The 17964-nt window shown below is 41.9% G+C and carries 18 protein-coding genes; 13 read left to right on the forward strand and 5 right to left on the reverse strand.

Annotated features, from left to right (window positions below):
* Positions 1–51: 51 nt before the first annotated feature.
* Complete coding sequence (locus MNR06_RS03205) at positions 52–1587, forward strand: NlpC/P60 family protein (RefSeq protein ID WP_243538579.1); 1536 nt, start codon at positions 52–54, stop codon at positions 1585–1587.
* Between the two features lie 270 nt (positions 1588–1857).
* Here the strand turns inward: MNR06_RS03205 and MNR06_RS03210 are convergent, their stop codons facing one another.
* Positions 1858–2163, reverse strand: coding sequence for a hypothetical protein (locus tag MNR06_RS03210; protein ID WP_243538580.1), 306 nt, complete (start codon positions 2161–2163; stop codon positions 1858–1860).
* Positions 2164–2486: 323 nt separating this feature from the next.
* Positions 2487–3524 carry an HNH endonuclease gene (locus tag MNR06_RS03215; RefSeq protein WP_243538581.1) on the reverse strand — a complete coding sequence of 346 codons (1038 nt, stop codon included), beginning with the start codon at positions 3522–3524 and terminating at the stop codon, positions 2487–2489.
* A gap of 495 nt (positions 3525–4019) precedes the next feature.
* On the opposite strand from MNR06_RS03215, the gene MNR06_RS03220 reads away from it, so the two are divergent.
* From MNR06_RS03220 to MNR06_RS03240, 5 genes are all read left to right on the forward strand, one after another.
* Positions 4020–4574 carry a hypothetical protein gene (locus MNR06_RS03220; RefSeq protein ID WP_243538582.1) on the forward strand — a complete coding sequence of 185 codons (555 nt, stop codon included), beginning with the start codon at positions 4020–4022 and terminating at the stop codon, positions 4572–4574.
* Positions 4575–4807: 233 nt separating this feature from the next.
* The gene (locus MNR06_RS03225; RefSeq protein WP_243538583.1) at positions 4808–5476 is read left to right on the forward strand and encodes a L,D-transpeptidase family protein; all 669 of its coding nucleotides are present in this window, start codon (positions 4808–4810) and stop codon (positions 5474–5476) included.
* An 85-nt stretch (positions 5477–5561) separates the two neighbouring features.
* A complete protein-coding gene (locus MNR06_RS03230; protein WP_243538584.1) occupies positions 5562–6299 on the forward strand; it encodes a PilZ domain-containing protein in 738 nt (245 codons plus the stop codon).
* Positions 6300–6368: 69 nt separating this feature from the next.
* Positions 6369–8183, forward strand: coding sequence for a hypothetical protein (locus tag MNR06_RS03235; RefSeq protein WP_243538585.1), 1815 nt, complete (start codon positions 6369–6371; stop codon positions 8181–8183).
* A 67-nt stretch (positions 8184–8250) separates the two neighbouring features.
* The gene (locus MNR06_RS03240) at positions 8251–8817 is read left to right on the forward strand and encodes an RDD family protein (protein WP_243538586.1); all 567 of its coding nucleotides are present in this window, start codon (positions 8251–8253) and stop codon (positions 8815–8817) included.
* Here the strand turns inward: MNR06_RS03240 and MNR06_RS03245 are convergent.
* Positions 8800–9939 (reverse strand): class I SAM-dependent RNA methyltransferase, encoded by a 1140-nt coding sequence (locus MNR06_RS03245; protein WP_243538587.1) that lies wholly within the window; start codon positions 9937–9939, stop codon positions 8800–8802. The genes MNR06_RS03240 and MNR06_RS03245 overlap by 18 nt on opposite strands.
* A gap of 94 nt (positions 9940–10033) precedes the next feature.
* Between MNR06_RS03245 and MNR06_RS03250 the strand changes: the two genes are divergently transcribed.
* Positions 10034–10462, forward strand: a complete 429-nt coding sequence (locus MNR06_RS03250; protein WP_243538588.1) for a hypothetical protein — start codon at positions 10034–10036, stop codon at positions 10460–10462.
* On the opposite strand, the gene MNR06_RS03255 is transcribed toward MNR06_RS03250, so the two are convergent.
* The gene (locus MNR06_RS03255) at positions 10459–11070 is read right to left on the reverse strand and encodes a 2'-5' RNA ligase family protein (protein ID WP_243538589.1); all 612 of its coding nucleotides are present in this window, start codon (positions 11068–11070) and stop codon (positions 10459–10461) included. The two genes, MNR06_RS03250 and MNR06_RS03255, sit on opposite strands and share 4 nt — an antisense overlap.
* A gap of 51 nt (positions 11071–11121) precedes the next feature.
* On the opposite strand from MNR06_RS03255, the gene MNR06_RS03260 reads away from it, so the two are divergent.
* From MNR06_RS03260 to MNR06_RS03280, 5 genes are all read left to right on the forward strand, one after another.
* Positions 11122–14031 (forward strand): M28 family peptidase, encoded by a 2910-nt coding sequence (locus MNR06_RS03260; RefSeq protein WP_243538590.1) that lies wholly within the window; start codon positions 11122–11124, stop codon positions 14029–14031.
* Between the two features lie 225 nt (positions 14032–14256).
* Complete coding sequence (locus MNR06_RS03265; protein ID WP_243538591.1) at positions 14257–14646, forward strand: hypothetical protein; 390 nt, start codon at positions 14257–14259, stop codon at positions 14644–14646.
* A gap of 45 nt (positions 14647–14691) precedes the next feature.
* Positions 14692–15567 (forward strand): alpha/beta fold hydrolase, encoded by an 876-nt coding sequence (locus MNR06_RS03270; RefSeq protein ID WP_243538592.1) that lies wholly within the window; start codon positions 14692–14694, stop codon positions 15565–15567.
* A gap of 5 nt (positions 15568–15572) precedes the next feature.
* The gene (locus MNR06_RS03275; protein WP_243538593.1) at positions 15573–15884 is read left to right on the forward strand and encodes a KH domain-containing protein; all 312 of its coding nucleotides are present in this window, start codon (positions 15573–15575) and stop codon (positions 15882–15884) included.
* A gap of 110 nt (positions 15885–15994) precedes the next feature.
* The gene (locus tag MNR06_RS03280) at positions 15995–16633 is read left to right on the forward strand and encodes a GNAT family N-acetyltransferase (protein WP_243538594.1); all 639 of its coding nucleotides are present in this window, start codon (positions 15995–15997) and stop codon (positions 16631–16633) included.
* A 10-nt stretch (positions 16634–16643) separates the two neighbouring features.
* On the opposite strand, the gene MNR06_RS03285 is transcribed toward MNR06_RS03280, so the two are convergent.
* A complete protein-coding gene (locus MNR06_RS03285) occupies positions 16644–17366 on the reverse strand; it encodes a hypothetical protein (RefSeq protein WP_243538595.1) in 723 nt (240 codons plus the stop codon).
* Between the two features lie 208 nt (positions 17367–17574).
* Between MNR06_RS03285 and MNR06_RS03290 the strand changes: the two genes are divergently transcribed.
* Complete coding sequence (locus MNR06_RS03290) at positions 17575–17961, forward strand: VOC family protein (protein WP_243538596.1); 387 nt, start codon at positions 17575–17577, stop codon at positions 17959–17961.
* The last annotated feature ends 3 nt before the right edge of the window (positions 17962–17964 follow it).

Below are 17964 nucleotides of genomic sequence, written 5' to 3' on the forward strand. Positions count from 1 at the left end.
AATTTTGTGAGCCCTCTCAATGCCAGTTCCCGGTGTGCCGATAACTTAAGCATGAGAAAGCACACACTTACAATCGCATTAGGGATGATGATAACAGCCTGCGCCCCAGCGGGGTTTGAGGTTGCTAACGATATCGCTTCACAAACGGTGCAAGACATCGCTTGTAAAGACAAAGCCATGGAAAGCAAATTATGGGATGGGTTAAAAACCTATTTGCTTGAACAAAAGTCGTTGCCGGAAGCAGATACTTTTAAGCAGGCCATGACGGAGCAAGTTGAAAAACTGGCTTCATCCAATCCCCAGTTTGGTTCTAACGATCAAGCTAAACTTGAAGGCGAACTTCACACTTTAGTTGATACTCTTTTAAGCGAAGCTCCTGAAGGTGAACGCGTGAAAACTTCAGAAGAGTTGTTGATGCTGCTTTCAGCTATCGACGTTGGTGATCGAACCACGGTATTCCGATCTTACATGCAAGATAAAGTGCGAGGCAATTTCAATTCGTTGCAAAAAACCGTTCAGGCTTTGGATTTGAATTGTGAAGAGACAGCGAATGATCCTGCAGTTACTTCCCCGATTGCTGATGAGCCGGAGGAAAACCTAATTCCTCAGGATACCAATAAAGATTATGAGTATCATAAAGCCCAGGCTTTGTCGGCCGGTTCAAATCTTGCCGTGTTCGGGGGGCGTTGGGCCATGGCGACGGCTTATCAAACTTGTCAAACTATGCAGTTGCCTGCAATGAATGATCAAACTCCGGATGTGCAAGGTATCAGCGTTATTGGAAAACATTCTGATGGCGTTGGTAATAAGCGTTCGATCGCCAGTCTTTCAAAAGTTCAAACCAGCCACTATTATATTCGCGACGTTTCTAACTACGGTGAAGGTTGTTTCAATGTTCGTCAGAATCCGTTGATTTATGATTACGGTGGAAAACCTTATGCAACGACGGCGACGACTTCGGCGATTGATTTATTTAAAAACAATGGTGATGGTACTAGTGTTTTAGGTATCGATTGTTCAGGTTATGTATTTTCGGCAATGGCAACAGCGGGCCTACGTTTAAAAGCGGGTCGTACGTTGAAAGCTTCTGATTCTTGGGCGTGGGGATCTAGCTCTTATGTTGAGCCTCAGCAGAATGGTCTAACGTGTTTAAATAAAATTTCTGTGACCGCTGCTAACACTATGAAGGCCGGCGACATCGTGGCAGTTTATGGTCACGTGGTTTTGATTGATAAAGTGGGTGCGGATCCATTTGGTATTAACAAAATCACTCGTGAAAGTGATTGTTCGAAATTAACTTCGGCAGATTTTGATTTCGTAGTAGCGCAAAGTTCACCAAGCAAAGGTGCGATTGGTTTAAATTATTTCGATGCTAGAAATTATTTGCCAACGAGCTCTAAAATGAAAACGGGTCTAGAGAAGTATGCGTATTATACTTGTTTATCTAAGTTTAATGGCAAAACTTACACTCCGAATGTGGGGACTTTGTCAGTGGTTCGTCATAAAGGGACTGCGGATTGTGTTGCTCCCCGTGTGAAGATGGCTCGGGAATCTTGCATTCAAAGTTGTGATTCTTTGAATAGATAGACAGGAAGAGCATCGGCTTAATGGGCCTAGCCTTGATGCGTGACCTCTGAAGTATAAAAACAAAACCCGATTCGGGATGTTGAATCGGGTTTTTCTTTTAAGACGATAATTAAAAATACATGTGATTAAATCGTTCTAACTTCATTAGATAAACTTTCATCACTCCTTCCATTATGATTAGTTTTGTGACTTGATTTTAATTGCAAAAAATTGATTTGAAAAGCTTAGCTAGTTTTCTCTGTTGACTAGACAACGCGCAGTTGCTGCATTCTAATTGCAAGTATTAGTTCCAGGGATTTCAACCACTCTCCAGTAATGGCCCGTATTCAATCTTCTGTAAGAGATTTTTACTTTCGCTTTGAAAGAACACTCTTCATAAGAGTCTCTCGCAGTGAATATTCCTGTTGAATAATCGTATTTCACTTTTGTGTAACTACGATGCATGCCCACTTCGTGAATGGCATGATCTCTTACCGCAAGTCTTGCATAGCTGATCATGGTGTTGATATCGCTATCCATACTTGCAAACGCAGAACCAGAAACCAAAAGTAAACCCGCTAGAATCAATGTTTTCATAGAAACCTCCTTTAGTTGGTAATTTGCTTGAAGCGCACGCTAGAGAAATTCAAACGGGGAGGCAAGTTTCAGATCATGATTTGCATTACAAGTGTGAAGCCCATGGAAAACCGCTCCATGAATTTCGTGCCTACTTAATCACTTTAATAGATTTTTTGAAACATTAATACGGACGCACAAGACATTTGCATATACTTGATGTGATCTCAAATAACTATTTAAGGTCATTTTTAGCGATCGCTAAAATCTCAAGCATAAATTTCATCCGTGAAAACTAACTCAATCACTCAGGCTATTTTTAGAATGGAAAATGATGGATTCCTTTAACTAATATTCGCTTCCTTTAGATATTTCACACGATTGTGCTGCGCACAGAGTAACTGTAGGTTGGCCAAACTGTTTCCACCGCCGGCACACTGTGAAGTCTTGTGATCTACCTGCAAAGCAAAACTACTGCGACATTTGCGCCCGGTCCTCTTGTCAACGTACTGACAGCATCTATCTCGTTCGAAAATTAAACGGCGAAATTTCGGAGTGACAGATTTTCGTTTTACTTCCGAATCGGTAGTAAGTATTGCGGTTTTGGAATGTTGCATATCATTTTGCATTGGAAGTTTAAATGCTGTGAGTTCGGCTGAAATATTCAGAGAATCTGAGTCTGCGGAAAATGAGCCGGGAATTAAATCACGACTACTAACGCTTTTTAAAACGGATAATTTCGTACTCGGTTTCTTTAACTTTTCATCAAGATACTGATTAGCTAAAAATTCAATGACATCGTTTAACGAAACACAACCATTTTTCTGCAGAAGACTATGTGCCGCTAGATCTTTGCACATAAGAAGCTTTTCATACTGTTCTTTTGAAAGTGTAAATTCTAATCTTACAGATTCATCTTTTTGCACTCTTTGAGAATCATAATCTTTTACCGGCAAATCAAATATTCTGGCTACTTCATGTTGAGTTTCTTGGGCTGTTTTTCCCGCAATTACCGAAACAAGGTCTTGCTTTTGAACAGCGGATATCTTCGCGCCAGTTTTTTCTTTTTCTTTGATGCCGCGAGAAAGTTCACCAATCTGTGAAAGATTCAAACTTCCTTTTTGAATTCCTTCCGCAATTTGGGGAACCTCACGCAGAAGTCGAGCAGCTTCAAGTCGTCGCATTGCAGATGAATTGGAATATCCAAGTTCTTTAACTAAGTATTCAAAGATAGAAGAATAAGCTTTTTCGAGATAAAGCTTACGGCTATCAATTTCACGTATATGTTCTAAGATTAGATGTAAAAGCTTTCGCTCTTTTTGCACTAAATCTTTCAGACTAAGTTCAAGCGCGCTATTAGATAAATGTGATAATGAAATCATAAAACCTCCCGAGATAAGAATGATATATCACGGGTTTTTGAAGAGCTTATCTTCCCCAGCGCGGGGCTAATGACAAAGAACTTGTTAAACGCTCTAATTGGCTAGTCTCGAAGAGATCTCCATCGAAACACGATTTGTCTGGAAAATCAGAAAAGGATAACTCAGTCGCAGTATTAAACGACGAAAAAACTCGTCAATACAAAATTATGTGACAATTCTGATATGACAACATGAGCTACCGATGCGGTAATAAGTTTTCAATTTCAAAGGATGTCCCTCGATTGGAGCTCTTTTACATCTGGTGATCGGCCAAATTTTAAGAAGGAACAGACTCCCCCCGGAACACTATTCCCCATCCACCCCGAGCCACTTCTGGGCACCATCGTCTAAAAGCTATACATTCGCACTCCTTATAAAAACATATAGTCGTTCCTAAGGGTGGCGTGAATTTAGCTAATACCCCAGCGGAATCAAAAAACAATGAAAGGTACTTTTATGAAAATGACTTCAGCTATTCTATTAGCTTTGGTGGTATTTGCTAATATCGCTCAAGCAGCTCCTCGTTATACTGGCATTGGCTGTAATGACGACGGTACGAAATGCATCGCTGGCAAGCCTTCAAAGCGCGTTTTGAAGTGGAGCAAAAAGGGCACTGTGGATGAGTTAGGTCAAAAGTGTGAAAAATTCCTAGCTAATATCGAAGCCCGCAAAAAAGTGATCGCTAAGTCTAGAAACGTAGAGTTGAAATACGAAAACTTCGTTTATAGCTGGTCAAGAGATCTAGAAGCCAACGGCCAAGCGAAGATCATTTGCGAGGTGGAGCTTCACTCAGAAACCGACGTAAAATTTGAATCTAAAATTGTTAAAAAATTCTACTGGGTTTGTGAAAATGAAGACAGCGCAGGCATTTGCAAAAACTATTTCAGTGCTTGTGAAAAATCCCGCGATCAACAGCTTAAAGATCCATCTGTGTTAGATGCAACAATCTACACGGGCGCAACGATCCTTCAAGGACCTCTTTGCGAAATCGCGACGGTAAGATTTAAGTAATTCGTATCGAACGAATAGGGGTTTAAACCAAGCCCCTATTGCTTCAGACGGGGACAATATTTGTTATTGTTTCAAGCTGTTTGCTTCCTAATAGAAGCCTAGCGCAACCCATCAGGTCTGGATATTGCTAATGGATTTACGGATTGATCCACTTTTTTGAAAAATATTTCGACGTCGTCGGAGTGTATAAAATACTTCGACAGAGCCGAAGTGAATAAGAAGGCGAAGTTTCAATGAAAAAGTCATTAGTTCTAATTTGCGGAATTCTATTAGCGAACGTTGCCCAAGCATCTGAACTTTCAGATTCTGATTATACTTTATGTGACAAAATGTCCGTAATTGATAACTTAGAATCTATCCCTGACACTCTTGATGTAAAAAGCATTAAAGAAAGTGGTTTCAAAGCAAAAAGAATCCTTGTTTCTAAAAGTCGGCAAGAGCTTTATTTAATTTCCGACGACAAAAAAGTAAAAATCTTCCCTGCGGTTTTCGGTAAGAACTATCGTGAAGGTCATAAGCAACAAGAGGGTGATTACAGAACTCCGGAAGGTATTTACACAATCGATTATAAAAACGATTTAGGTAAAAGCAGCTTCCGTAGAGCTCTTCATGTCTCGTATCCAAATAAACAAGATACAAAATGTGCTGCCAAGAAAGGAATCAGCCCTGGTGGCGCTATTATGATTCACGGATCAAAAAGCGATCAACGTGAAACTGCTATTTCTGAAGCCGCAACCATGGCTGGAGTTAACTGGACACAAGGTTGCGTGGCGGTGAAAAACGCTAATATCGACCTTATCTACGACCTTGTTCCGACTGGAACCCTCGTTGAAATCTGCGGAATTCCAGGCAGCTCTACATACACTCCCCCAGAATCTGCTAAAAACGACACTTGTAAGTAAAAATCTAATCCTACCAAAGTCTAGTTAAACGAAAGAAAGGTCCTCTCAGGATTTTCTTTCGTTTAGCATCTTGGGTGGAGGTTGGATGGCTCAGGCTACGCTTAAGAGGCCCGCGGGACTTTATTTTATTGCCACCCTTTTTGTTCTCGCTCCTATCGGAAATTTATTATTAAGTTTTTCAACCAGTGGACTGCCCGAATGGTATCGTCCTGGCTGGTTGTTGGCACTTTTGCAGACGGTTTCATACTTTGACTGGGTTTGGTTGTCCTTAGTTTTTATAACGGGACTTCTTTTGTATAAACCCCACAAGTCCACCTGGGCTGCGGCGCTTATAACACTGACCTCAGTTCAAGCTATCAATATTTATCGTTTGCTGACGGGTGCTTTTGTAGACTCTGAAGCCATGCTTGAAATTCAGCTGCTATTTTCAATTGTGTTTACGGCAGCTTTTTTAGCCGTGCTTTATTACGTGCGCTATCCTTACCTAGATCGCCGCGCTCGGTGGTTTTTCCCGCAGACCAAGCGCTATCAACTTAGAACCCCGGCTGACGTTTTAGCCTCTGACATCTATCAAGGTATCACCGAGTCTATTTCTGTGAACGGTGCAAAAATCCGCCTGAAACGCGACCTAGACAGGTCATCGGGAAGACTCAACTTCGTGGATGTTGTGTTCCCCGAAATTCAAAATGTGAAGATCAACGCCAAAGTCGTTCAATATGGCGATAACACGCTTCACTTGAAGTTTAAGCAGCTTGGAAGCAAAGAGAAGACCTATATCTTAGACTGGTTTCAATCTCAGAATGAGACATCGTCAAGAGTTTAGGGATAAGTCCGGGTTCTTGTTAAGTTTTTTGAAATGTGTACCGAAAAGACTCAAAAGCATGAGGTCGTTATGAAGTGGAATTTCAAACCCGTTTCTTTAATCAAAAAAACCGCGGCAAGCTTGTCGATAGTGACAATGTGTATAGCGCCAGTAGCGCAAGGTGCAGCGGCGGAAAGTCAAAAGAAATTGATCAATGAATATTTAAGAGAAACTGGTTTAACCACGAAAAAAATGACGGTGGGTGAATTCTGGAGAATGGTTCGCCACGTTTATCCATACACTTTGCAAAAACAAATGGACGTATGGGTTCAATACAACCGCAATGAGTTGATGCCTTCTATCGAAGCCAACACTTTCAAAGATGCTGATGGTAAAGAACAAGTTCGTTTGACACTTACAAAAGACGGTCAATCTACGAATTTAACTTTCACAGGCGATGAAGATACTCCGCTAAAGGTGAACAATGTTGCTTTTGCGAAGAAAGAACTTCTTAAATATAACAACTTTAACGACATTGCTAAAAAGCTAGCAGAAAAAGATCCGACCACAAGTAAGTCCATGAAGAATGGACAGCAAGGATACCTTAGTAAGCAACCCATCATGACGATCAAAGAGTTCAAACTTTTATCAGCTCGTCAGAAGGCAGAATATCTTGTTAGACTTCGTCAAACGGCTGAAGCGGCTCAACGTGTTTATGAAACTCGTTATGGTAAGCAGGCCCTTTTAGATTTCAATAACAAGTATGAATTCGCTTTAAAGGCCTTGTTTGGGGATGACGCTTTTGCCGCTTCGAACTTGACTGGCAAACCATGTATTGTGGCTGGTTATATTTCTAAATACGGTGAAAACGGTTCTTGCGGTGGCTCTACAGTGGGAACTCAAGATCTTAAAAATCAACAAAATGCCAACCGTGCATCTTGTGCCAATAACGGAGTCGCCTGTAATCCGTTAGTATATGGTTTTGATTCTGGCGGAGGCGCGTTCTGCGTGGCTCGCTCAGATATTAAATATGCGACAAGAGTTTGTAACAGTAAATCCCCTTTAAATGGTCCCCAAGATAAGAAGCGCATCATCGAGTCTTATTTAAAAGGCGTTAGAGATAAATCAGTAGATTTAAAATTAAATGAAGAAGGTAAAGTTTCTGAATCTCAATACGCAGAGATTGCTGACTACTTAACTGCAATCAATGGTTTTGTTAATCAAGCCGTAGTTGAGTGTGGTCGTGCCCCACTAAAAGATGTTCAAGTATCCCGCGAAGATCAGCAATCAGCATGTACTGAGCTATCAACTCGCGCAATGGACTTGCAAAAATTCGCAACTGAACCAACACCTCCTGCACCACCTGTGGTTGTTCCAACGCCGCCAGCTGGTATTCCAAACAACGGAAACTGCGCAGAGCAAATGACGGGTTCACACCCCTCTGCAGACGGTAAATCTTGCGTTTGTAACGATGGTGAAAAGCAAGGTGAAATGGGTGAAGAAGGAAGACGTATTAAAGCCTGCGTGATTGGTGATGGCGGTGCCGGCGGTACTGGTGCTAAGGAATCATGTGGTTTCTGGTGCCGTAATAAATCTTGGATCATTCCAGTGGGCGTAGGTGTTCTAGCTCTTGGATTGTTCTGGTGGTTATTCTCTAAAGACAAAAACAAGAAGTCGAAATCTCCAGAATATGTGCCACCAGCACCAGTTCCAGAGCCGACTCCAACGACACCAACAACTCCTACGACTCCAGTGGTTGAAAATCCACCACCGGCTCCATGTCCGGCACCGAATACTTTAGTGGGTGGGATTTGCGTCGCACCAGTGGTTGTGCCACCTCCGGTAGTTAGTACCGAAGGCGGAACGAAAACTGATACTCCGGGAAGAGCAGGCGGCGTACGTTAAAATGAATATCGATAAGCACAGCGAGAAATCAATTCCCCAGCGGGCTCCTCTGAAAAGAGAAGCCCCTGTGCCTTTAAGAGGCCCGACAATCCGTCGTCGTGGACCAGCTCCTGCGCCAAATAAAGTCGACGCGCTTTTTAAAAATCGTCAGACCTTGAACTTTGATCAGAATACCGGATTCCATGGTGGACCTTCTGCGCGCCGTAAAGGTTCGCGCTTGGCGGCATGGTCGTTGATTGCGTCCTTCGTAGATTTGTTAATTCTGATTTCAATCAGCTGCATTTTTATTTTAGCTTTTTCATTCATCGTGAAGTCATCAATGGGTTCCTTAGTGGGTGGGTTGATTAAAAACCATCACCAGACATTGTTTTTCATCGAAGTATTTTGTGTGAGTGCGTGGCTATACACCGTTTGTACAAGAACTCTTATGGGGGCCACGATCGGTGAATGGGCCTGTGATTTAAGATTGGGTCAACCTCAACAAAGAATGCATTCAAGCTACCTGTTAAAAGTGGTTTTAAGAAGCACCCTTATCGTTGCGACCGGTTTTATCACCTTGCCGCTGCTGTCTCTTATTATCGGGAAAGATATTCCTGGGGTGTTTACGGGACTGCGATTATTTTCTTTGAAGTAAACCTAAAACTTCATAGTGAGTTGTTTGTGGGAACTGATCCACGATTATCAATTCTTGAATCTCATAGCCACAAGCCACTAAGCGTTTCATGTCCACGATCATAGATTCCGGGAAGCACGACATATAAATAAAAAACTCTGGGCGCTCCGAAGGCCCTAATTGCTCTAGTGGATTTAAAAAGTTCATCAATCCCGAACGTGGGGGATTTGCTAACACCCCATCAAACTGCGAAAAATCTTGAAAGAGTTTTTTCTGAAAATCCCCGCGGTGAATTTTTACTTTGTCTTTAATCTGCGCAAGGTTCCTTGGAAGATAATCTAACGTTCTTTGTAGGCCTTGCAGTGACAATTCATCGATCTCGCAAGCCAACAAGCTTGCCGAAGCCGCTGCCGCAGGAATTGTAAGATTACCTATGCCAGAGCCAAATTCAATAACCCGTGCTCCGTTAAAATTTTTAATCCATGTACCAATAACATCGCAAATCACTTTATTCGCTTGCAGACTTGGTTGGGTAAAGCTTGCAATCTGGCAGTGTAGATTTACGCTTTGATCTTGCACCCAAGTCTGAAACCAAGGGCGAAGTTCTGGGTCTTTTAACTTAAATTCTTGCCCATTCCAAAGCGGAACTTTTCTGCGTTGGCCAATTTCAACAAAGGCCTTATTCAAAAGGTTTTCCAGAATGGTTTTTTCATCAAGCAAAGTTTTAATATCAATGTTGGCAAAATCAAGCCACGCGCCTTTCTGGCCCCCAGGACCCGCGCGCAAACGCACAGAGCCTTTTTTGAAAGGAAATTGAATCTGTCTAAACTCCGTCAGCCATTCTTGCAAAGCCGGCGATAATTGAGCGCAAATTTCGATATCTACAATCTCTCGACGGGTTTTATGAAAAAGTCCTAAGCGTCCTTCTTCAAGAGTGAAATCCAATCGGTCCCGGAGATGGCTAGCCCCCGCAGAAAGAAATCCAATTTCATTTTGTGCAAGAAGCCCCGCTTCTTTTAATAGAATTAGCAGATGATTTTTTTTGCGACTTTCTTGTTCATGGTAAGGACTGGGAATGAAATGACATCCTGAGCAAATATCTTGGTAGGCACAAGTGACCTTAGTGTCCCTGTTAAATTTCATATTTTCCGATAACTTATTAACCAAAATCTTGCCCCGGCTTTATCACTATTATATGGCTTTAAGAAACCATTATACAGCAGACAGGGGGGTCTTGATGAGAAATTTATTACTTACATTCATTATCCTTCTAGGCCCTTTTGTGGTGGTAGCCGCTAATAATCCTCTGATTCGCGCGTGTCGCATTGAAAATGGTCAGTTCTGGCTGTTACATGCTGGGGACAAAGATCTAGCTTTATGCTTTTTTGATGAGGCGGCCGTAGGCGCTGACGCTCTTTTCAAATTCAAAACCTCTGAACCCACGCAGGCTATCGACGCCTATAAAAATCGTAAATCCTCTTTTACTAAGGGCGGAGTTTGCGGAGCGTATGATGCAGAGGTCTTTACCGCGAAAGATTCTGAGGGCCATCAATACAATGTCTGTGTGTTTGAAGATCAAAGCATGATCGAAGAAACCAGCTTGTGGTTCGGCCCTGGAGCGGCTGGGAACGAGGGTTTGGATAAAGCCCTTAAAAAGACCTATTAGTTTTGCTTTAGCCCATATAAGCAGGAACTGGCGTTTTTCTTAACGCCATCCTCGATATGCAAATCACGTTTTGTAAAACCCAAAGTGACATGGGGATGATAATTTTCGGCATCAAAGATCTCTTTGCCGCCTTTTTTATGATACAACAAACCCACGGCCTTTCTAATTTGGTAAAGGCGTTCTGATTCCACAACGACGTAATAAGTGCTTTCCATTTTGCCGCTGATCTGTAACGAGCTTTTTCCTACGCACAAAAGTTGAGGTGCCGACTTCTGCAGTCCCATCTCTGCAGCTAGGGTTTCGATTTCTTTCATAGAAACTTTTTTCTGTAGGATCTTAAATTCTGGCGGAGTGATCACAGTTATGTGCGCTTCACCGCGATGCTGAAGTTGCAGTTGATCTTGAGCTTCTAAATCTTTTCTGATCTTTTCAAAAGGCGCATAGGCAAGATCCAACGATAAATAACTTTTTTCTTTTCCGGCATGAAAGGTCTGGGTGGTGATTTCAGACGGGGAGTAGGCAATTTTTCTTAACGAGAGGGACGGTGGTTTATGGGTGCAGGCTGTTAAAAATACGATTATCAATACGCTAACAAAGTTGTGCATCATAAATACCCTTAAGTTGACATCAAATTGGCTGAATTCTAGCCTACACACCATATGAATAAAGTGAAAGTTCTTCTTACGATTTCCGCCGCTGTTTCTTTATTTTCCTGCCAATTTAAGGGATCTAAACCAGCTTCTGAAGATTCCAATAAAAATGTCGGCATGTTTGTTTCTGAAGAAAACAAGCTTGTGCAAAATGCACGTCAGTTGACTTTCGTTGGTTCTAAATCAGGGGAAGGCTATTTTAGTCAGGATGGAAAAAAGATGATCTTTCAAAGCGAAAGACATGATGGCAATCCATTTTATCAAATGTACATCTTGGATTTAGAAAATGGAAAAACCACGATGGTATCCCCGGGCGTTGGTAAAACCACCTGTGGCTGGATTCATCCATCCATGAAGAAAGTCCTTTATTCATCCACGCATCTAGATCCTGAATCAAAAAACAAAGCTCAAAACGAATACGACAGTCGCAAAAAAGCCGTTAAAGCCCGTTATTCTTGGAGCTTTGATGAGACCTATGACATTTTCAGTTCGGATTTAAACGGGAAAAACATCCGCGCTCTGACAAAGGAAAAAGGCTACGACGCGGAAGGATCTTACAGCCCTGATGGCAACTGGATCGCATTTGCTTCAAATCGCGCAGGTTATTTAGAAAAACTAGAAGGGGAAGATAAAAAACTTTTTGATCAAGACCCTTCATACATGATGGATATTTACATCATGAAAGCCGATGGGTCCCAAGTAAAACGTCTGACGACATCAAAAGGTTATGATGGGGGGCCGTTTTTTAGCGCTGATGGGAAAAAGATCACTTGGCGCAGGTTTTCTGCAAATGGTTCTACGGCTGAAATTTTCACGATGAATGTTGACGGGACTGACCAAAAGCAAATCACCCAGATGAAATCAATGTCCTGGGCTCCCTTTTTTCATCCTTCAGGCGATTACATTATTTTTGGATCCAGTGTTCTAGGATACTCTAACTTCGAACTTTTCATTGTTGATAGCCACGGAAAACAACCTCCGGTTAGAGTCTCGTTTGATAATGGCTTTGATGGCCTTCCTGTGTTTACTCCGGATGGAAACAAACTTTCCTGGACCCATAGAAATGAAAAAGGGGAGTCACAGATTCTTATAGCAGATTGGGATGATGTTCTGGCTCGCAGCCTTCTAAAGCTTCCGGCGCAAGTGCCCACAGTGACGAATCTTTCGCCTGCCGTTAATATTCAGGATCTTAAAAAATGGGTTTATTACTTAGCTTCTGATGAATTCCAGGGGCGTAAAACAGGTTCTGGCGAAGAAAAGATATATACTGAAAAGTTCGCGCAGTTGTTTAAGTCATGGGGTTTACAAGGTGGAGCCCCCGATGGCAGTTTTGTGCAACCCTTCGAATTCACTTCAGGTGTCAGTCTAGGTTCTAAGAATCTACTTCAACTTGTTGGTTCATATAAAAAGACTTACGAGCTTTTAAAAGAATTTGAACCGGTTTCTTTTTCTAAGACCGGCGAATTCAAAGAAGCACCCCTGGTCTTTGTGGGTTATGGCATCAAAGCCCCTGCTAGCGATAAAGAGCCTGAATTTAATTCGTACAAAGGACTTTATGTAAAAGGAAAATGGGTTTTGGTTCTTGCTGACTTGCCAGGTGATATCACGCCGCAAAGACGCCATTACTTAAACTTGTATTCAAGACTGCAGCATAAGGTGACGGTCGCAAAAAATGAAGGCGCCGTAGGACTGTTGGTGGCCTATGGTCCTTTAAGTGGAATGAAAGAAAAATTTGGGAAATTAAAATTTGAAGGCGCACTTTCAAACACTGATTTAGCAGTACTTCGTCTTTCTCAACAATCAGCGGAAGCCATCTTAAGTTATGCAGGTGTTAACTTAAGCTCTTTGCAAAAAACATTAGATAAGGGCGAAGGTTATGCAGGTCTAGTGATTCCGTCGACCTATGTAAAAGCCAATGTGGATTTGCAATTTCAAAAATCCCAAGGTCTGAACGTGATTGCAAAACTTCCTGCTAAAGGGGCGCGCTCTGCTGTGATGATTGGTGCCCACGGAGATCACCTTGGGCACGGTCAAGCCGGTAGCAGTCTAGCTCGCACGAACGAACAAGGTCTTCCGCATTATGGTGCTGATGACAATGCTTCCGGGGTTGCTGGGGTTTTAGAGTTAGCCCATCATTATGCGAACTTAAATGCAAAGTCGCCGCTATCGATGCAAAAAGATTTATATTTTGCGATTTGGTCGGGGGAAGAATTAGGAAATTTAGGTTCTAGTTATTTTACTAAAAATATTAAGCAACATAATATCTCTGCTTATCTTAACATGGATATGATCGGTCGCTTCAAAGATCGAGTTATGTTTCAAGGTGCGGGATCTGGGACTCACTGGCATCAAGTGGCCGAAGAAGTTTCAGTGCGTTCAGCTGTACCAATGATTGTTCAAGAAGATCCTTATTTGCCCACAGACTCATTGTCTTTTTATATGGCTGGAATCCCCGCGGTGAACTTCTTTACGGGCTCCCACGCAGAGTATCACTCCCCTCGCGACAAAGCAGACCTGGTTAACTTTGAAGGCCTAGCGCGGGTGCTTGAGGCCGTAAAAACTATGACGGATCTATTAAGCGATAGTAAAACCAATCTTGTCAGTTACGTTAAGGTAGCGGGTGGCCAAAACAAACTGGAAGGTCGAAGCTTCCGCGTTTATCTGGGAACAATTCCTGATTATTCGCAAGAAGGTGTTAAAGGCGTTCGTATCAGTGGTGCTTCAAAAGACAGTCCTGCAGAAAAAGCGGGTTTAAAAGAAAAAGATGTTATCGTTGAATTTAATGGAACTAAAATTGAGAACCTTTATGACTACGTCTACACGCTGCAATCGGTGACACCGAATAAAGAAACAATCATGAAGATTCAGCGTCAAAACGAACTCTTAGAAATCATAATTACGCCAAAGCTTAAAGAATAAAAACTAAACTAAAACAAGACTAAAGAGCGCAAATATTTCTCGAGAAAACTTCGCGCTTTTTAGCTTCTTTGTTGCTCAACACTTCCTTTACGAAATCCTGTCAGAGCACAACTAAACAATTACAAAAAAGACTGAATCTGGACTCGCTGTCATTCGGCGTTCATGTTTTTATTAAGTCTCTTCACCACCATAATAAATCTTCAAACACATCCAGCGCGGAGGCTTATGAGACAAGAGTTTGTAAAGTATCAAAAACTAGAGAAGTTCCTTACAGGTGCCATGGTTCTTTTGTCCGTGTTTACGCCAGTGATGGTTTCAATCATGTTGAATAAAGGTTTTCACTGGGCCTATTCGGTAGCGCTAGCTGGAACTTTTATGTTTTTTGCTTTATGGACCCACGTCATACGCTCTCGCATTTCAAAAAAACTATTAAGCAAATATGAACAGCTGCAAGTGGGCGCTGTGTTGTCAAAGAAGCTTACTCCTACTCAACCCCGCCAATTCGTCATTACAGAGACTGACTACAATCATTTCTATTTAAAGTGTCTAAAGACGGGCGAAAAAGTTCTGCTGTCCAAACGCAGAGTCAGCGAAGATTTCGATATTGCAAATTGATTTTTCCACGCCGCAGCGTGACCCTTTTTTCAAAAAGGGGGAGCCATGCGACTCATTTCACTCATTGTACTCCTTTTGTGCGTTTCAGAATTTTCAGTAGCTACAGATTTAGAAGAAGATGTCGTTAGTATTGAAAGATCCAAATTTACTTGCGGTAGTGAAACAATAAATAAAATCAATTACCGCTATTGTCTGCGCAACCCAGAAAATACAAATAACAAAGATATCATCTATTTTTTCCATGGCCTTACTGGTGATGAAGAATCCTGGTTCAGAATGTGGTGGGGGACGTTAATAATTCAAAAATGGTGGGAATTCTGGGGATATAAGCCAAGAATTGCAACCATCTCTTTTGGTGGTCGATGGCTTTTGAATGATACGAAAAAATCAAAGCTTTCAACTTTCGTTTCAAGCAAAGTAATACCAAGTCTTGAAAAGAAAATGGGCGGACTGCAAGGTGGAAAACGTCATGCTATCGGACAATCCATGGGAGGCTTTAACGCCGCTCACTTAAGTTTAAAAAATCCGGGACTTTTTAATCGGGTTGCTTTGTTATGTCCTGCGCTCTCCTCCGTCAGTCCCCATGCATCTCAACAAGAAGTGAAAAATTATATACGCCGAACTAGAGCTTTCCCATTCTTAGTGCGTAAGATGATTAATATTTCTCGGGAAGTTTTTCCGACGATGCAGGAATGGAAAGATAACGACCCTATGTATTTATTAAAAAATTATAAATCGACAAAACGGTCGAAATTCCTAGTAACTATAGGTCTGGCAGACAGCTATGGATTTCAAGAGGGATCTAGACAGTTTGTTAATATGGCTCAAGGCAAAAGTATTTTTTCCTCTTGGCTTCCAGTACCGGGCCCGCATTGCATGTTTAATCGTCGAACGACAGCACATTTTATTAAGGGAGATTAACGGCTATGAACGATGTGGAATCATACAAGTATGAGGATCATAAATCTAAAGGTGCAGACATCGATCCTGAAGCCTATCGCGAAGAAATTCGCCTGCTGGTAGAACATATCGTTCGGCTGTTGGTTGATAATCCAGAAACTGTTTCGGTAAGCACCTATGTGGGCCCTAAGACCACAGTGTATCGAGTGAACTGCGCTAAAGAAAATTTGGGACAGGTTATCGGCAGCCAGGGAAAAACCATCATGGGATTACGAGCCGTCGTACATGCGATGACGGCCAGAACTGGGATTCGTTCCATTGTAGAAATTCCCGTATAATCCGGGATTTTTTGTTGGTGCGCGCAGTCATTTTATTACTACGTTTTCATTAAGAAAGCTTTTTTCGACGAGCCTTGTCAGGTTAGCACTGCTTTTTTAAATCTTGAGCCATGTCTGGCGAGATTTTTGAGGTCTATAACCATCGTAACGAGCACTATTATTCTTTCCGTGCTTTGCAATTCGATAAGGATTTCGAACTCTATTGCCGTTGGATGAATCAACCCTATGTTGCTAAATGGTGGGGCTTCGACAGCTCCCGCGACGAACTCGCTAAAAAGCTCATCACTGAGCTGGAAGATAAACACCAGCATCTGTATATCGGAATGATTAACGGTAAACCAGTAAGCTATTGGGAGCGTTATTGGGTGGATCAGGATGTTCTAGGCACCTACATCGATACCAAGCCTTTTGATCAGGGTCTGCATTTTCTGATCGGGGAGGCGGAATACCTGGGCCGCGCCCACACCTCATCCTCTATTGCGGCGTTTTCAAAACTTGTGTTTCAAGATACGCGCACCCAAAGAATCATTGGGGAGCCAGATGTGAACAACAAACAGGTCCTGCGTTACGCTGAAATGAATTGTTTTAAACATAAAGACACAGTTCAAATGCCGGAAAGAACTTCGGCGATCATGGTGTGTGAACGCGCTGATTTCTTTAAGAAGTTTTCAGCTCAGCCAACACGGCTTTATAATCCACAAACTGAAAAGCCTCTGAATGCAGAGGCCTTTACAGTAACTTCAATTTAATTTTTAAGTATCAGTTCAAGATATGATCATGATCGTGTGGGAACGGAGTTTCCTCGACATCACCACTTTCATCTGAAGCTGCGACCTCTTCTGGAACAATCTCAAAGTCATAGTGACCTTGCAGTTCCTCTAGGGATTGCGCTCTCCATTTACCGAAAATTTCCCCCACATAGTATTTCTCTAAGTTTTTAGGCATTTGGAAATACGTATTGTGCATCATCGTTGCTTGCACAGAGTAGTAAGAAACTAGGCGAGTTTGATTGCCCGCTTGAATTTTAAACTGTGCTTTATAGCCTTTTTTGCGAAGCACACCAAATTCATGCTGGCGATTTTTATAACAGTGACCAATTTCATGGATCAGCAAATTAAATAAAGGGGATGCAAAACCGGTGTCCTTTTCATACACACGCTGAGTAAAGAAGTTCTTACTTAAGACAATCTTAAGCCCTTTAGAGCCCGCATATAAACAGCCTGAGGAAGCCCTTTTGATGACTTCCGCATTTTTCACCACCACAATAGGGATTCTATTTAGATCCTCAGGGATGGCAAAATCCGCTGCGTATTGTTTTATCAGGTTCATTTGTTCGTTAATCAGGTCTCTTTCTTGAAGTGATGCCTCATCAACGATTGAATCTGATTTGTTGGAGTCATCCTTGGTTGGCGTTTCGTTTCCATTTTCAGCACAACCCAAGGCACCTGCGATAATGATTGATAGTAGTAATAGTTTTTTCATAGGACTCATTTAGCCACAGGAAAAATCAATGCTTAAACGGAAACTCGTGAATTTGGTAAGAAGCAGTTTTATAGTTCGATCACCAAAGCAGCCACAGAAAAGGATTTGCTGGCGGCACCCGAAAGATGGAATTCAACAAACCCGCAGCTAGACTAAGAGATACAATCTTTGTTGCCTTATTAATGTTCTAAAATTAAAAATATTTAGTATGAAAATCAAACTTGCGAACATCTTTGTAGAAGACCAAAATCACGCACGCCAGTTTTATACTGAAACTTTAGGTTTTATTGTAAAGCATGATATCCCTCTGGGTGCTTTTCAATGGCTCACTGTGATTTCTCCTGAAAACCCTGATGGAGCAGAACTACTTTTAGAACCCAACGAAAATCCCATTGCTAAGACTTATCAAAAGGCACTTTTTGAGCAAGGTATCGCAGCAGTGGTATTTATGGTCGAGGATCTGGATAAAGAATTTCAAAAGCTATCAGCTAAGAATGTTGAATTTAAAGTGCAGCCAATGACTTCACCCCATGGAAAATTCGCTATTATCAACGACACCTGCGGGAACTGGGTTCATTTGCAGCAGGAAACCTAATGA

It is taken from the genome of Bdellovibrio reynosensis (assembly GCF_022814725.1).
Classification (GTDB): domain Bacteria; phylum Bdellovibrionota; class Bdellovibrionia; order Bdellovibrionales; family Bdellovibrionaceae; genus Bdellovibrio; species Bdellovibrio reynosensis.

Coding starts and splice junctions, on each gene's coding strand:
- MNR06_RS03230 (WP_243538584.1), top strand. CDS start 5,562: ATGGCTCAGGCTACGCTTAAGAGGCCCGCGGGACTTTATTTTATTGCC.
- MNR06_RS03225 (WP_243538583.1), top strand. CDS start 4,808: ATGAAAAAGTCATTAGTTCTAATTTGCGGAATTCTATTAGCGAACGTT.
- MNR06_RS03290 (WP_243538596.1), top strand. CDS start 17,575: ATGAAAATCAAACTTGCGAACATCTTTGTAGAAGACCAAAATCACGCA.
- MNR06_RS03245 (WP_243538587.1), bottom strand. CDS start 9,939: ATGAAATTTAACAGGGACACTAAGGTCACTTGTGCCTACCAAGATATT.
- MNR06_RS03275 (WP_243538593.1), top strand. CDS start 15,573: ATGAACGATGTGGAATCATACAAGTATGAGGATCATAAATCTAAAGGT.
- MNR06_RS03285 (WP_243538595.1), bottom strand. CDS start 17,366: ATGAAAAAACTATTACTACTATCAATCATTATCGCAGGTGCCTTGGGT.
- MNR06_RS03210 (WP_243538580.1), bottom strand. CDS start 2,163: ATGAAAACATTGATTCTAGCGGGTTTACTTTTGGTTTCTGGTTCTGCG.
- MNR06_RS03250 (WP_243538588.1), top strand. CDS start 10,034: ATGAGAAATTTATTACTTACATTCATTATCCTTCTAGGCCCTTTTGTG.
- MNR06_RS03220 (WP_243538582.1), top strand. CDS start 4,020: ATGAAAATGACTTCAGCTATTCTATTAGCTTTGGTGGTATTTGCTAAT.
- MNR06_RS03215 (WP_243538581.1), bottom strand. CDS start 3,524: ATGATTTCATTATCACATTTATCTAATAGCGCGCTTGAACTTAGTCTG.
- MNR06_RS03255 (WP_243538589.1), bottom strand. CDS start 11,070: ATGATGCACAACTTTGTTAGCGTATTGATAATCGTATTTTTAACAGCC.
- MNR06_RS03260 (WP_243538590.1), top strand. CDS start 11,122: ATGAATAAAGTGAAAGTTCTTCTTACGATTTCCGCCGCTGTTTCTTTA.
- MNR06_RS03265 (WP_243538591.1), top strand. CDS start 14,257: ATGAGACAAGAGTTTGTAAAGTATCAAAAACTAGAGAAGTTCCTTACA.
- MNR06_RS03270 (WP_243538592.1), top strand. CDS start 14,692: ATGCGACTCATTTCACTCATTGTACTCCTTTTGTGCGTTTCAGAATTT.
- MNR06_RS03205 (WP_243538579.1), top strand. CDS start 52: ATGAGAAAGCACACACTTACAATCGCATTAGGGATGATGATAACAGCC.
- MNR06_RS03235 (WP_243538585.1), top strand. CDS start 6,369: ATGAAGTGGAATTTCAAACCCGTTTCTTTAATCAAAAAAACCGCGGCA.
- MNR06_RS03280 (WP_243538594.1), top strand. CDS start 15,995: ATGTCTGGCGAGATTTTTGAGGTCTATAACCATCGTAACGAGCACTAT.